Source organism: Citrobacter sp. Ce104, assembly GCF_030334595.1.
Taxonomy (GTDB): Bacteria; Pseudomonadota; Gammaproteobacteria; order Enterobacterales; family Enterobacteriaceae; genus Citrobacter; species Citrobacter europaeus.
Window position 1 is genome coordinate 537,696 of record NZ_JAOWDP010000068.1, and the last position, 14,453, is coordinate 552,148.

Genomic DNA, 14,453 nt, shown 5'->3' on the forward strand with positions numbered 1-14,453 from the left:
TAAGCCGGATAAGGCGTAGCCTCCATCCGGCTTTTTTATGGCTACACCTCGTCGACCCAAATTCGCATTTCGCCTTCGCCGCGGTTGGCCCAGCTAAACCACGGGATAAAGGTCAGCGTCTGCTTCTCAACCGCCGTCTGGCGATTATCAAAGCTGTATAGCGGCTTATCCTCATGCGCGGTCAACACGCGTACGCCTTCCGCCTGTAGCAGCACTTTCCCTTTCAGTAAGCCCACGCCCTGAACCTCACGAAACGCGCTCGCCTTCGGTAGCGACAGGTTGTGCAGCTGTGCGCCGTTATCCGCCTCTTCCAGACAGTAGACCAGCGGCCCACGCTGAATCGCCACTTTACCCGCCGCATGGCGCACCAGCGGATTGGCATACACGCGACGAACGGGCATCGGCAGATTTAGGGTAATGATGTCTCCTTCCTGCCACTGGCGATGCAGGTGCAGATAACCTTTCACCATTTTGCCCTGAGCCGCTTCGCCGTTTACCTGCACAGTTGGTGCCGCGCACCACTCTGGCAGGCGCAGCGCCAGCGTGTGCTCGACTACCTGCGGCTGGTTAAAGCGAATCGAGACCTGCTCGTCCCACGGATAGTTACCCTCAATCTTGAGCGCCAGCTTCTGAGCGTCAACCGTAAACTGCGCCTCGCTACCGGCATAGAAGTTAATAAACAGCGCGTCCGGGCGTGGGGTAAAAATATAGTGACCAATGGCGACCAGCGTACGGGCGATGTTTGGTGGGCAGCAGGCGCAGCCGAACCAGCGTTGGCGCACGGGCTTAATGTGGTCGTAAATATGGTTATGCGGAATACTTTTGGGTTGCGTTTCCAGCGGGTTCACATAGAAGAAATGTTTGCCGTCCAGCGCCATCCCACCCAGCACCGTGTTGTAAAACGCGCGTTCCATGACATCGGCATAGTGCGCGTCGCCTTCCATTTCCAGCATGCGGCGGGCAAACATCATCAGGCCGATGGAGGCGCAGCTTTCTCCATAGGCGGTATCATTCGGTAAATCGTAATCGCTGGTGAAGGCCTCGCCGATCCCTTGCGAGCCAATACCGCCGGTGATGTACATTCGGCGCTGCACCATGTTATTCCAGATGCGCAAGCAGGTCTGGCGCTTTTCTTCGTCGTTCGTCATGCGGGCGATATGCGCCAGCCCGGTCATTAGATACACCGAACGTACCGCATGGCCGACGGCTTCGCTCTGTTGCGCCAGCGGTTCGTGGGCGTGGGTATAGGCTTTATCTTTGACCATCCATGCCTCGCCCCAGTTATCCCAGTGCCAGGTGCCCCCGCGCTGAGCAAACTCAATATCGTAATAGTACGGTTGCTGGCCGCGCTCTTCGAGAAAGAAGCGTGCCAGCGCCTGATAGCGTGGTTCCTGTGTGACTTCATACAGGCGCATCAGCGCCAGCTCAATTTCCGGATGACCCGGATAGCCGCGCAGCTGGCCTTCGTTTGGACCGAAAACGGTGTCGATGTGGTCGGCGAAGCGGCAGGCTATCTCCAGCAGCCGACGCTTGCCGGTGGCGTTAAAAAAGGCCACTGCGGCTTCAAACAGATGCCCGGCGCAGTACATCTCATGACATTCCGCAACGTTGGTCCAGCGCAGCCCCGGCTCTTTAACGGTGTACCAGGTGTTGAGATAACCATCTTCACACTGTGCTTTTGCCAGCAGCTCGATGACCTCATCGGCGGTCTTCTCAAGCTGTGCGTCCGGCTTTTGACTGAGTGACCAGGCCACGGCTTCCAGCCATTTAGTCACATCGCTATCCTGAAATACCATGCCATAAAACTCACCGTGCTCAAGTCCGGCGGCAATGCGGTAGTTCATTAGCGCGTGGCTTGGCTCCGCTTCAGGGATCTCGTCGTTCAGCGCTTGCCATTGATAGGGGATAACCACGTCGCGGATCAGACGCTGATACTCTCCTAAAAATGGGTCGGTGATGGTGATGTTATTCAGGTCGGCTTCAATCACATCAGACTGCATCATGTTTACCTCAGGAAATGTGTGAATGTCGTTGGTGAAGATCGGTTGAGATTTGCTGCATCATCGGGCCGTTGAGACGGCATTTGAGCAGGCACAGCGCCAGCGCGAGATGGAAAATTGCGGGTACGATGCTTTGCAGCAGGGTGATGCCCTGAATCGATGCCGCGGTCTGGTTTTCCAGCCCCGGTCGATAGGCCACCATAATCAGAATCAGGCTGATAATGCCCCCGGACGATGCCCAAGAGAGCTTGATAAAAAAGAGGTTGAAGGCGAAGTTCATGCCGGATGAACGAACGCCGTTTTTCCATTCACCGTAGTCATCGGCAAAGGCCATAATGGAGAAGTGCAGCGGCAGGGTGAAACCCAGCACCACGTTGTTGATTAAGATACAAACCAGCCACAGGGTCTGGTACTGCGGCCCGGTCGGCAGAAAGTACATGGCGATACCGAAGACGACCAGCGCCAGGTTGGTGTAAAAATACAATTTCACCATATCAAAGCGGCGGGAGAGGGGATTGACGATAATCGCCCCGGCAATGGATGCCACGGTCACCACGCCAAAAAACAGCGACATAAACCCGGCGCTGCCCTGCAGGACATAAGAGATAAAGTACATGTAGCCGCCGCCGCGAATACACAGAATGTTCACCAGCAGGAAGGACATCACCAGCATCATCAAGAGCTGATCGTTTTTACGCAGCCCGGCCAGATGTTCGCGCAACGTAAAGCTGCCCGCCAGCGATAACGGTACGCGCTCTTTGACCCAGAAGAAGCACAGCAGAAACATCACCACGCCCACGGTACACAGTACCGTTACACCGTATTGGTAGCCCTTTGCCAGATTGCCCTGCCCAAAGACCTCCACCATCCACGGTAATCCTACCGCGACCAGGAAACCCGCAATGCCGCTTAATACAAAGCGCCAGGACTGACAAGACATCACCTGATCGTGTCGATTAGTCACTGCGTTAATCAGCGCACAGTATGGAACGTTGTTAGCGGTATAGCCGATGGAGAGCAGGAAGTAGGTGCCAAAGGCCCAGGCAATTTTCGCGTTTGGCCCCATATCCGGCACCGTGAAAGTCAGAATGCCGATTACGCCGAGCGGTACTGCGGTCCACAGTTGCCACGGACGAAAACGGCCCCAGCGGCTGCGGGTACGATCGGCAATCACGCCCATCACCGGGTCAGAAACGGCATCGAAAATACGCAGAACAAAAAACATCGCCCCCACAATGGCCGGGCTTAAGCCAAAAACATCGGTATAGAAAAAGAGCAAAAAGCCGCTTATCAAATCTGAGATGCAGTGCCCGCCGGCATCGCCTAATCCATAGCCTATCTTTTCGCGGGTCGAAAGCGTCTCGCCCGCGTCAATTGTCTGTACATCAGTATCCAGGTTATCAGCAATTGTCATAACCAATCCTCGAACAGGGGGATGATTTAAAGAGTCATTACGGCTTATCTCTGACAGTTTTTACTAAACAAGTAACGGCGGTGAGCATAGATCTGCTATGGAGTATTGGTATATGGCGTGTTTCTTTCTCTGTGAAAATGATCGTGATTTTTACTAGAAAAATATCATTAATAGTGATTTTAATCACAAATACAGGGTGGAAGAGCAGGATTAGCGGTTCTGCTAGTGACTCTGTGGGGAAATTACGTATTGTTAATCGTCTGCTGTGAGAGTGATATTCTTACGGCTAATGGAATCAGACGTCGACTGAAGAACGCGTGACAGGTGCAAACAAACGGAATGGCGAAAAAGACCCGAATTAAAGACATTGCAGCGGCATGCGGCGTTTCTATTGCTGCGGTTTCCCGGGCGCTGAAAGGGCAACCCGGTCTTAGCGAGGAGACGCGTCAGAGAATACTGACGATTGCGCAGGCTGAGGGCTACGATTTTGGCCGTTTGCGTAGCGGTCGTATTAAACGCTTACTTTTTTTGCTGCATCGCGAACACAATATCGCCAGCGCGTTACCTTTCTATTCCACGGTGATGCTTGGCGTGGCTGAAGCTTGTCGGGAAAATGACATTGCGATGAGTTTCTTACCCATCGGACCGGAAGACTCGGTGGCGGAGATGATTAACCTGCACCAGCCCGATGCGCTTATCTGCGCCGGTTATCTGGAAGCTGAAATACTTGCTGAATTGCGGAAGCTGGCATTGCCTGTGGCGCTGGTGGATCTGTGGGCCGCCGACTTTCCTTGCGTCAACCCGGATAATTTTCATGGCGGATTTATTGCTACACGTCACTTGCTTGAACAGGGACGCAAGCGCATTGCATTTCTTGGACATTCGCAACGACATTACAGTATTCGCCAGCGTGTAGAAGGGTATCAGCAGGCGCTGTTTGACGCCGGACTCTCGCTTCCTGAGGAATATCAGGTTGAAGCGCCGCCGGTCAAAAATATTGAGCATGCGCTGATTGAGGGGATGGACAAACTGTTGGCGCTGGCCCAGCCGCCAGACGCGATTTTTGCCTATAACGATATTGCCGCGCTGGTGGCGATGCGGGTCTGTGCGCGCAAAGGAATCAGGGTGCCGGAAGATATCGCCATTGTTGGATTCGATGATATTGATGCAGCGGCCTGGGCGCATCCGGCGTTAACCACCGTTGCGGTTGATAAGCGCGAGCTTGGACAGGATGCGTTTCGTTTGCTGCTCAATGAGCAAGGGGAACGAAATCTGCTGCAGCCGGTTCGTCTGGTGGTTCGTGAAAGCTCGCTCAGTTCAGCGCCACATTCACAGTTGCGCCCGACGCCGTAATCCGGCAAAGTCTCGCCATTACGACGAAAAGGCTCACACAGTGAAACGACTCATCATTGGTATTTCTGGCGCAAGCGGGGCAATTTACGGCGTGCGCCTGCTGCAGGTTTTGCGTGACGTTAGCGATGTGGAAACCCATCTGGTGATGAGTGCCGCTGCCCGGCAGACACTGGCGCTGGAAACGGACCTCTCTGTACGCGATGTGCAGGCCCTGGCGAATGTGAATCACGATACGCGCGATATCGCCGCCAGTATCTCCTCCGGTTCTTTTCAGACCGCCGGAATGGTTATTCTGCCGTGTTCAATCAAAACGCTTTCTGGCATCGTTCACAGCTACACCGATGGACTGCTTACCCGTGCGGCAGACGTGGTGTTAAAAGAACGTCGCCCGCTGGTGCTGTGCGTGCGTGAAACGCCGTTGCATCTGGGTCATCTGCGGCTGATGACGCAGGCGGCGGAAATTGGCGCGGTGATTATGCCGCCTGTCCCGGCATTCTATCATCGCCCTCAAACGCTGGATGATGTGATTAATCAAACGGTTAACCGCGTACTTGATCAGTTTGATATCTCCCTTCCGCAGGATCTGTTCACCCGCTGGCAAGGGGCGTAAGCCGTTCCATCAGCGTGCATAGAAACATCCGTTGCCCTGTTTCAGGGCAATTTTGTAACCGCGATCATATCCTCAACATTTAATTCGTTAAAACTCAACGAAACGCTGCGGTTCAACCGTCAGACCTGCTATCTTCAAAATCAGGACATTATTGCAACGTTTTATTAACATATTTAACGTCGAATATCCTCATCGGCGCGAAAATGGCATAAGACCTGCATGAAAAAGTCTGCAAACACACAACACAACGTAAAACATAATAAAATTACGCCACTTGAGGGTTATGTATGAAGAAGACGGTTCTTGCTTTGTCTTTGCTGGTAGGACTCTCCGCCACCGCGGCCAGCTACGCAGCACTTCCGCAGACGGTTCGTATTGGTACAGATACAACGTACGCACCTTTTTCCTCTAAAGATGCCAAAGGCGACTTCGTCGGCTTTGATATCGATCTGGGAAATGAGATGTGTAAGCGCATGCAGATCAAATGTACCTGGGTTGCCAGCGACTTTGATGCGCTGATCCCGTCGCTGAAAGCGAAAAAAATCGATGCCATCATCTCCTCGCTTTCTATCACCGAGAAGCGTCAGCAAGAGATTGCATTCTCAGACAAACTTTACGCTGCAGACTCACGTCTGATCGCCGCGAAAGGTTCCCCGATTCAACCGACTCTGGACTCCCTGAAGGGCAAGCACGTTGGCGTCCTGCAAGGCTCGACTCAAGAAGCCTATGCCAATGACAACTGGCGCAGCAAAGGCGTGGACGTGGTGGCCTATGCGAACCAGGACCTCATCTATTCTGACCTGACGGCGGGCCGTCTGGACGCGGCGTTGCAAGATGAAGTCGCGGCCAGCGAAGGCTTCCTGAAGCAGCCTGCTGGTAAGGACTACGTCTTTGCCGGTCCATCAGTAAAAGATAAAAAATACTTTGGCGACGGAACCGGGATTGGCTTACGCAAAGATGATGCAGAGCTGAAAGCCGCTTTCGATAAAGCGCTGGGCGAACTGCGCAAAGACGGCACCTACGACAAAATGGCGAGCAAGTATTTTAACTTCAATGTCTACGGCGATTAATACGCCGCAGCGGGGAATTGACTGCACCATTGCGGGTAACCATTACGGTGCATGATAAATTCAGTGCACTGTTTTAGTGCTTTTATCGCTGACTTAATAAGCATGAGTGCATACTTAAGCGCTTTTCATGCAAATAAATACCGCCGACAGGGTAGAATGCTTTGCCTTGTCGGCCTGATTAATGGCACGATAACTGCACCTGGTCCTGTAAAGATCCCCTATAAAAGACAGTCTGTTGAGGATAGTTATGAAAAAACTGGTGTTGTCTCTTTCTCTGGTCCTGGCTTTCTCCAGTGCTACCGCAGCATTTGCAGCCATTCCGCAAAAAATTCGTATTGGTACCGATCCTACTTATGCGCCGTTCGAATCGAAAAATGCGCAGGGTGAATTAGTCGGTTTTGATATCGATCTGGCTAAAGAGCTGTGCAAACGTATCAATACACAATGTACCTTCGTGGAAAACCCGCTGGACGCGCTTATCCCTTCGCTAAAAGCGAAGAAAATTGATGCGATTATGTCTTCGCTTTCCATTACTGAAAAACGCCAGCAGGAAATTGCCTTTACCGACAAGCTTTATGCAGCGGACTCACGTCTGGTTGTCGCTAAAGATTCTGCGATTCAGCCGACCATTGAGTCGCTGAAAGGCAAACGTGTTGGCGTGCTGCAGGGCACGACTCAGGAAACGTTCGGCAACGAACACTGGGCGCCAAAAGGTATTGAAATTGTCTCCTATCAGGGGCAAGACAATATCTATTCTGACCTGACTGCCGGGCGTATTGATGCCGCATTCCAGGATGAAGTCGCAGCCAGCGAAGGCTTCCTGAAGCAGCCAGTTGGTAAAGATTACAAATTCGGCGGCCCGTCTGTGAAAGATGAGAAGTTGTTCGGTGTGGGTACCGGTATGGGACTGCGCAAAGACGACAACGAGCTGCGCGAAGCGCTGAACAAAGCCTTTGCCGAAATGCGAGCTGACGGTACTTACGAGAAGCTGGCGAAAAAGTACTTCGATTTTGATGTTTACGGCGGTTAATCACCGCAGGTGCTGATAAAGCCCGTAGATTTTTGACACGTTGAATTTATGCCTGATGGCGCTGCGCTCATCCGGCCTACGTTGATTTGTAGGCCGGATAAGGCAAAGCCGCCATCCGGCATTTAACGGTGAGTCTGAAATCAAAAGAGGCTTCTTACTTCACCACACACACAACAGGACAGGCAGCATGTTGTATGGCTTTTCAGGTGTTATTTTACAGGGCGCAATTGTTACGCTCGAGCTGGCACTCAGCTCGGTGGTACTGGCGGTTCTGATAGGCTTAGTCGGCGCGGCAGCAAAGCTGTCGCAAAGCCGGGCGCTGGCGCTTATATTCGAAGGGTACACGACGCTTATCCGCGGCGTGCCCGATCTGGTCTTAATGCTGCTCATTTTCTACGGATTACAAATCGCGCTGAACACCGTTACCGATGCCATCGGTATCGGCCAGATTGATATCGATCCAATGGTCGCGGGTATCATTACGCTCGGGTTTATCTACGGCGCCTATTTTACCGAAACATTTCGTGGCGCATTTATGGCCGTGCCAAAAGGCCATATTGAAGCCGCGACGGCATTCGGTTTTACCAGCTCACAAATATTTCGCCGCATAATGTTCCCGGCGATGATGCGCTATGCCTTACCGGGAATTGGCAACAACTGGCAGGTCATTCTTAAGGCCACCGCGCTGGTATCGTTGCTTGGACTTGAAGACGTGGTGAAAGCCACTCAGCTTGCCGGGAAGAGTACCTGGGAGCCGTTCTATTTTGCCGTAGTGTGCGGGGTCATCTATCTGGTGTTTACCACTGTTTCTAATGGTGTGCTGCTGTACCTTGAGCGCCGCTATTCCGTGGGTGTGAAGAGGGCTGACCTGTGATCGAGATTATTCAGGAATACTGGAAGTCCCTGCTGTGGACCGACGGATATCGCTACACCGGCGTTGCTATCACCCTGTGGCTTCTGATTTCATCAGTGGTGATGGGCGGGATACTGGCGCTGTTTTTGGCAATTGGTCGTGTTTCCAGTAATAAATTTATCCAGTTCCCTATCTGGCTATTCACTTATATTTTTCGTGGGACGCCGCTGTACGTACAGCTACTGGTGTTTTATTCCGGGATGTATACGCTGGAGATAGTTAAAGGCACGGATTTCCTCAACGCGTTTTTCCGCAGCGGGCTGAATTGCACCGTGCTGGCGTTGACGCTGAACACCTGCGCCTATACGACTGAAATCTTCGCCGGGGCCATTCGTTCCGTGCCCCATGGTGAGATTGAAGCCGCGCGCGCTTACGGGTTCTCGTCGTTTAAACTGTATCGTTGCATTATTTTGCCTTCCGCGCTGCGTATTGCGCTGCCGGCTTACAGCAATGAAGTGATTTTAATGCTGCACTCCACGGCGCTGGCGTTTACCGCAACGGTGCCTGACCTGTTGAAAATCGCCCGTGATATCAACTCGGCAACGTATCAGCCGTTTACCGCATTCGGTATTGCCGCTGTACTGTATTTGATTATTTCGTATGTCCTGATCAGTCTGTTCCGTAGAGCGGAAAAACGCTGGTTGCAGCATGTATCCTCTAAATGATTCGAGTAACACGATGTCTGAAAATAAATTAAACGTTATCGATTTACATAAGCACTACGGCGAACATGAAGTGCTGAAAGGGGTATCGCTGCAGGCCAACGCGGGTGATGTTATCAGTATTATTGGCTCATCAGGTTCCGGTAAAAGTACCTTCCTGCGCTGCATTAACTTTCTCGAGAAACCGAGCGCAGGGTCGATTGTCGTCAGTGGCCAGAATATTGGTCTGGTGCGCGACAAAGACGGTCAGCTTAAAGTTGCAGATAAAAATCAGCTGCGCCTGCTGCGTACGCGACTGACGATGGTCTTTCAGCACTTTAATCTGTGGAGCCACATGACGGTGCTGGAAAACGTGATGGAAGCGCCGATCCAGGTGCTGGGGCTGAGCAAGCAGGAAGCCCGCGAACGTGCGGTGAAGTATCTGGCTAAAGTGGGCATTGATGAGCGCGCACAGGGAAAATATCCGGTGCACCTGTCCGGTGGTCAGCAGCAGCGCGTCTCTATTGCCCGCGCGCTGGCGATGGAACCGGAAGTGTTGCTGTTTGATGAGCCCACCTCGGCGCTTGATCCGGAGCTGGTGGGCGAAGTGTTGCGCATTATGCAGCAACTGGCCGAAGAGGGAAAAACCATGGTGGTCGTGACCCACGAAATGGGTTTTGCCCGTCATGTCTCCACGCACGTGATTTTCCTGCATCAGGGGAAAATTGAGGAAGAGGGCGACCCGGAGCAGGTATTCGGTAATCCGCAAAGCCCACGTTTGCAGCAGTTCCTCAAAGGTTCGTTGAAGTAAATCACCTGCCCGGAGGCGCTACGCTTTCCGGGCTTACAATTTTAGCGCGTCGCGCTCCAGCCGAAACACCCAGTCGTCGTAGGCGATGCCGTCAATCTCATATGCTTTTTCCAGCACCTGCGTACGCACAAAGCCCGTTTTTTCCAGAATCCGCACTGAGCCCTTATTCTCCGCAAGTGCGTAAGCATTTATCGCCGTGACGGATGTCTGCTCGAAGGCATACTGGCACACCGCGCGTACGGCTTCGCTGGCAATACCTTTCCCCTGAGCCTGCGGCATAATGGCGTAGCCGAGGTCGGCCTCGTGCGGGTACAGGTGACTGATTTGCAGGCCAATATCGCCGAGCGGCGTGGGGTTGTTATGCTCGCGGATGACGAAAGTGTGCTGTGCGGCAAGGCGTCTGGCGAATAACAGACGCGTATCTTTCGCTGGGGCGATATCGCCCATATAACGCATGACGTCAGGACATTCACGTAGTCTCTGGAAAAATGACCAGTCAGAAAACTGAAACAAAGAGAGGGTAAGTCGGGGAGTCGAAATTATCGCCATAACGTCGCCATTGCGGATATCTGGTCTATAACCTTACCACCGCAACGGCGACTGTGAATAGCGCTTAAGGGTTATCGAATGACATCCGCCAGCGCTTCTTCTAAATCGTACCAACGAAAGGCGAAACCAGACGCTTCCAGGCGTTTTGGCAACGCCCGCTGCCCGCCGAGAACCAGCACTGAAGACTCACCCATCAGTAGACGCATTACGCTGGCGGGAACGCGCAGAATGGCAGGACGGTTCAGCGCGTGGCCCAGCGCATGGGCAAACTGCTCATTGTGTACCGGATAGGGTGAAACCATATTGAAGGGACCGCGCAGATCGTTATCCAGCAGCCAGATAATTCCGTTGACCATATCATCAACATGGATCCAGGCCATATACTGCCGTCCGTTGCCAATGGGGCCGCCTAAGCCAAGACGAAACGGCGGGACCATTTTTGCCAGAATACCGCCAGCAGAGGCCAGTACCACGCCGGTACGCAGCATACACACGCGAGTTTTATCGCTCTGCGCAGTGCTGGCAATTTGCTCCCAGCGGGCGCACAGCTTGTGGGTAAATTCGTTATGCGGCGGCTCTTCTTCCGTGACCACAACTTCGCCCAAATCACCGTAGTAACCGGTTGCGGAACCGGAAATGAGCACCGCGGGCGGCGTCTCGCTGGCATTGATTAAATCGACCAGCTTCTGCGTAATACCCCAACGGCTCTGGCACAGGCGTTCCTTTTGCTGTGCGCTCCAGCGCTTATCTGCGATAGGCTCCCCGGCAAGGTTAATCACGGCATCAACATCATTGAGGTTTTGCCGCTCAGCCAGGCCTTTGGACAGCGTGACCCGGGAGTCGAGGATCTGACGCGCCTTATCAGGGGAACGTGTCACTACGGTTATCTGATGCCCCAGTTCCAGCAGGCGGGGGATCAGATGACGTCCAATCAGGCCAGTACCGCCGGTAATCAGAATCTGCATGTCGCCTCCCGGGTTACGTTTAGCGCTGCCAGCTCAGCGTCATAGAAACTGAGTCGGCGTAACGCAATGCGTGAAGTTTATCTATCTCCACTTCAGCATAAGTGACCCAGTGATGTTCGCGTGCGATATCGAGCACATCTTGAGTTAATTTTTCCAACAATGAGAAGCGGTTACCTTCCACGTGGGCAATGATGCTCTTGGTGATAGTGCGATAATTCAGCGCGTCGTTGATATCTTCGCTGGCACGGGCTTTGTCTGCCGGATAGTGAATGGCAATGTTGATGACGATATCCTGGCGGTTAAGGATCTCCTCTTCTTTGATGCCGATAAAGGTGCGCAGACGAAGGTTTTTTATACGAATAATAGCGTCAGGTTGTGACATTGCAGGTTTCCTCCATGTATGAACCTTTGCATGATACACGAGAACCGATTCGCGTCACCGCTTCTCACTCTGTGCTTGCTGCATGGCGCGTTCCGTAGCGGGACGCGTACGGATGCGTTCGTGCCAGTTATTAACCGCCGGATAGTTGTCGAGGTCGATGCGCTGACGCTGATGGTCGTGGATCCACGGCCAGCAGGCAATGTCGGCAATGCTGTAGTGATCCCCTCCCAGCCAGGGGGACGTTTCCAGGCGTTTATTCATCACGTTGTACAGGCGCTGGGTTTCTACCTGGTATCTTTCAATGGCGTAGGGAATCGTTTGTGGGGCGTAGTGGCTGAAATGATGATTCTGACCCAGCATGGGGCCCAGCCCGCTGACCTGCCAGAATAGCCACTGCAGCGTGGTGTGGCGCTCACGCAACTCACCGCTCAGCAGCTTACCGCTCTTTTCCGCCAGATAGAGCAAAATTTCTCCGGACTCAAACAGGCTGATAGGTCTTCCTCCGTCCGCCGGGGCGCTGTCGATAATGGCCGGGATTTTATTGTTCGGCGAGATCTGCAGAAAGTCAGGGCGAAACTGGCTGCCTTTGCTGATATCGACATGAATCAGACGGTATTGCAGCTGCGCCTCTTCAAGGAAAAGCGTGATTTTGTGACCGTTTGGCGATGGCGTGTAATAGAGATCGATCATTTTCAGCGTCCGTTTTGTCATGAACCGGGTCATAACAAGTATAGAGCCTGTTGGCGTGCGTGAGTTTTCATCAAGTGACAGCGAGAGAAAGACTCTATATTTTGAAGGCAAGCCAATACACTTCAGAGGACATTATGAGCAAATCTGCAATTACGCTGTGGTCAGATGCCAATTTTTTCTCCCCTTACGTGCTGTCTGTTTATGTCGCTCTGCAAGAGAAAGGGCTGCCTTTTACGCTGAGAACCGTTGATCTCAACAGCGGTGAACACTTGCAACCTTCATGGCAAGGCTATGCGTTGACGCGCCGCGTGCCGGTTCTTGAAATCGACGGTTTCGAGCTGAGCGAATCATCAGCGATTACTGAGTTCCTGGAAGAGCGCTTTGCGCCACCGCAGTGGGAGCGTATTTACCCACACGATGTACAAAAGCGCGCGCGGGCGCGTCAGGTTCAGGCGTGGATCCGCAGCGATCTAATGCCTATCCGTGAAGAACGATCAACGGATGTGGTTTTTGCTGGCGTGAAGAAGGGGCCATTAAGCGACGCGGGAAAAGCCAGTGCGGAAAAACTGTTCGCTACTGCGAGCAGTTTACTGAGCCACGGTAAGCAGAATTTATTTGGCGAATGGTGTATCGCTGACTGCGATTTAGCGCTAATGCTTAATCGTCTGGTCCTTAACGGCGATGAGGTTCCGCAGGCGCTTGCGGAATACGCCGCCTTCCAGTGGCAGCGCGCTTCTGTCCAGCGTTTTATCGCGCTTTCGGCGAAGCGTTCCTGCTGAAAAACGGGGCGTAATCCAGTATCATTACAAGGTAATTTTCAACGAGGAGTGAGTGATGAAACTGATGTTCGCATCGGACATTCATGGTTCGTTGCCAGCCACGGAACGCGTACTCGAACTGTTTAGCGCAAGCGGTGCGCAATGGCTGGTGATATTGGGTGATGTTTTAAACCATGGGCCGCGTAATGCGCTACCCCAGGGCTATGCGCCAGCACAGGTTGCAGAGCGGCTGAATGAGCAGGCCACGCGAATTATCGCGGTGCGTGGCAACTGCGACAGCGAAGTGGATCAGATGCTCCTGCATTTTCCGATGACCGCGCCGTGGCAGCAAATTCTGACCGAAAATCAGCGGCTCTTTTTGACGCACGGGCATCTTTTTGGTCCGCAAAATATGCCGGCGCTCAACGCAGGAGATGTGCTGGTTTACGGGCATACTCATCTGCCGGTCGCCGAGCGGCAGGGGGATGTTTACCACTTCAATCCCGGCTCGGTAAGCATCCCGAAAGGGGGCTTTGCGGCAAGTTACGGGATTCTGGATGATAATGTTCTCAGCGTAATGGCACTCAATGATCAAAGTGTTATTGCACAGGTCGAGATTAATCCGTAATTTACCCCACAAACATAAACGCGCCGTAAGAGCGCCAGAAAAAAGAAGGTTTCCTGATGGTGGAACAGCGTCGTTTGGCAAGTACGGAATGGGTGGATATTGTGAATGAAGACAACGAAGTCATTGCACAATCCAGCCGGGAACAAATGCGGGCGCAACGCTTACGCCATCGTGCGACGTATATCGTTGTGCACGATGGTATGGGCAAAATTCTGGTTCAGCGTCGCACTGAGACAAAAGATTTTTTGCCCGGCATGCTGGATGCCACCGCAGGCGGTGTCGTGCAGGCTGACGAGCAGTTACTGGACTCAGCGCGCCGTGAAGCGGAAGAGGAACTGGGGATTGCGGGCGTGCCGTTTGCCGAGCATGGGCAGTTTTATTTTGAAGACCAGAACTGTCGCGTGTGGGGCGGGCTGTTTAGCTGCGTCTCCCACGGGCCGTTTGCGCTTCAGGAAGAAGAAGTAAGTGAAGTTTGCTGGCTGACGCCGGAAGAAATTACCGCGCGCTGCGACGAGTTCACGCCGGACTCACTGAAAGCCCTGGCGCTGTGGATGACCCGCAACGCCAAGAATGAATCGCTGAAAGAAGAAGAAACGGAATAAGACGTTAACCGCTACCGCAATGCTAAAATTTGTTGCG

The 14,453-nt window shown here is 53.0% G+C and carries 16 protein-coding genes; 10 read left to right on the forward strand and 6 right to left on the reverse strand.

Features of this window, described 5'->3' with window-relative positions; translation table 11 throughout:
* Positions 1-41 precede the first annotated feature (41 nt).
* Complete coding sequence (locus OGW16_RS21035; RefSeq protein ID WP_286518781.1) at positions 42-2,003, reverse strand: glycoside hydrolase family 127 protein; 1,962 nt, start codon at positions 2,001-2,003, stop codon at positions 42-44.
* A 7-nt stretch (positions 2,004-2,010) separates the two neighbouring features.
* The gene (locus OGW16_RS21040; protein ID WP_075145873.1) at positions 2,011-3,414 is read right to left on the reverse strand and encodes an MFS transporter; all 1,404 of its coding nucleotides are present in this window, start codon (positions 3,412-3,414) and stop codon (positions 2,011-2,013) included.
* A 339-nt stretch (positions 3,415-3,753) separates the two neighbouring features.
* On the opposite strand from OGW16_RS21040, the gene OGW16_RS21045 reads away from it, so the two are divergent.
* From OGW16_RS21045 to hisP, 7 genes are all read left to right on the forward strand, one after another.
* Positions 3,754-4,767 carry a LacI family DNA-binding transcriptional regulator gene (locus tag OGW16_RS21045; RefSeq protein WP_199994353.1) on the forward strand — a complete coding sequence of 338 codons (1,014 nt, stop codon included), beginning with the start codon at positions 3,754-3,756 and terminating at the stop codon, positions 4,765-4,767.
* 40 nt (positions 4,768-4,807) lie between these two features.
* On the forward strand, positions 4,808-5,377 hold the full coding sequence (locus tag OGW16_RS21050) for a UbiX family flavin prenyltransferase (RefSeq protein ID WP_043017066.1): 570 nt from the start codon (positions 4,808-4,810) through the stop codon (positions 5,375-5,377).
* Between the two features lie 287 nt (positions 5,378-5,664).
* Positions 5,665-6,447 carry a lysine/arginine/ornithine ABC transporter substrate-binding protein ArgT gene (argT, locus tag OGW16_RS21055; protein WP_043017065.1) on the forward strand — a complete coding sequence of 261 codons (783 nt, stop codon included), beginning with the start codon at positions 5,665-5,667 and terminating at the stop codon, positions 6,445-6,447.
* Positions 6,448-6,694: 247 nt separating this feature from the next.
* Positions 6,695-7,477 carry a histidine ABC transporter substrate-binding protein HisJ gene (hisJ, locus tag OGW16_RS21060; protein WP_003028120.1) on the forward strand — a complete coding sequence of 261 codons (783 nt, stop codon included), beginning with the start codon at positions 6,695-6,697 and terminating at the stop codon, positions 7,475-7,477.
* Between the two features lie 187 nt (positions 7,478-7,664).
* Positions 7,665-8,351, forward strand: coding sequence for a histidine ABC transporter permease HisQ (locus OGW16_RS21065; protein ID WP_043017064.1), 687 nt, complete (start codon positions 7,665-7,667; stop codon positions 8,349-8,351).
* On the forward strand, positions 8,348-9,055 hold the full coding sequence (gene hisM, locus OGW16_RS21070) for a histidine ABC transporter permease HisM (protein ID WP_043017063.1): 708 nt from the start codon (positions 8,348-8,350) through the stop codon (positions 9,053-9,055). Before OGW16_RS21065 ends, hisM begins: the two co-directional genes overlap by 4 nt.
* A 13-nt stretch (positions 9,056-9,068) precedes the next feature.
* Positions 9,069-9,842 (forward strand): histidine ABC transporter ATP-binding protein HisP, encoded by a 774-nt coding sequence (hisP, locus tag OGW16_RS21075; RefSeq protein ID WP_043017062.1) that lies wholly within the window; start codon positions 9,069-9,071, stop codon positions 9,840-9,842.
* A gap of 33 nt (positions 9,843-9,875) precedes the next feature.
* Here hisP and OGW16_RS21080 read toward each other — a convergent pair whose 3' ends face one another.
* The 4 genes from OGW16_RS21080 to yfcG form a co-directional block, all read right to left on the reverse strand.
* Positions 9,876-10,391, reverse strand: coding sequence for a GNAT family N-acetyltransferase (locus tag OGW16_RS21080; protein WP_072033921.1), 516 nt, complete (start codon positions 10,389-10,391; stop codon positions 9,876-9,878).
* A 71-nt stretch (positions 10,392-10,462) separates the two neighbouring features.
* The gene (locus OGW16_RS21085) at positions 10,463-11,356 is read right to left on the reverse strand and encodes a TIGR01777 family oxidoreductase (RefSeq protein WP_047409779.1); all 894 of its coding nucleotides are present in this window, start codon (positions 11,354-11,356) and stop codon (positions 10,463-10,465) included.
* 19 nt (positions 11,357-11,375) lie between these two features.
* Positions 11,376-11,738 carry a dihydroneopterin triphosphate 2'-epimerase gene (folX, locus tag OGW16_RS21090; RefSeq protein WP_043017059.1) on the reverse strand — a complete coding sequence of 121 codons (363 nt, stop codon included), beginning with the start codon at positions 11,736-11,738 and terminating at the stop codon, positions 11,376-11,378.
* Positions 11,739-11,792: 54 nt separating this feature from the next.
* On the reverse strand, positions 11,793-12,428 hold the full coding sequence (gene yfcG, locus OGW16_RS21095) for a GSH-dependent disulfide bond oxidoreductase (RefSeq protein WP_043017958.1): 636 nt from the start codon (positions 12,426-12,428) through the stop codon (positions 11,793-11,795).
* Positions 12,429-12,562: 134 nt separating this feature from the next.
* Between yfcG and yfcF the strand changes: the two genes are divergently transcribed.
* From yfcF to yfcD, 3 genes are read left to right on the forward strand one after another with little or no spacing between them, the layout of a single operon-like run.
* Positions 12,563-13,207, forward strand: coding sequence for a glutathione transferase (gene yfcF, locus OGW16_RS21100; RefSeq protein ID WP_199994354.1), 645 nt, complete (start codon positions 12,563-12,565; stop codon positions 13,205-13,207).
* 55 nt (positions 13,208-13,262) lie between these two features.
* Entirely contained in the window at positions 13,263-13,814 is a 552-nt protein-coding gene (yfcE, locus tag OGW16_RS21105; RefSeq protein ID WP_172863209.1) for a phosphodiesterase, read from the forward strand.
* Between the two features lie 56 nt (positions 13,815-13,870).
* Positions 13,871-14,416, forward strand: coding sequence for an NUDIX hydrolase YfcD (gene yfcD / locus OGW16_RS21110; RefSeq protein ID WP_043017056.1), 546 nt, complete (start codon positions 13,871-13,873; stop codon positions 14,414-14,416).
* Positions 14,417-14,453 lie beyond the last annotated feature (37 nt).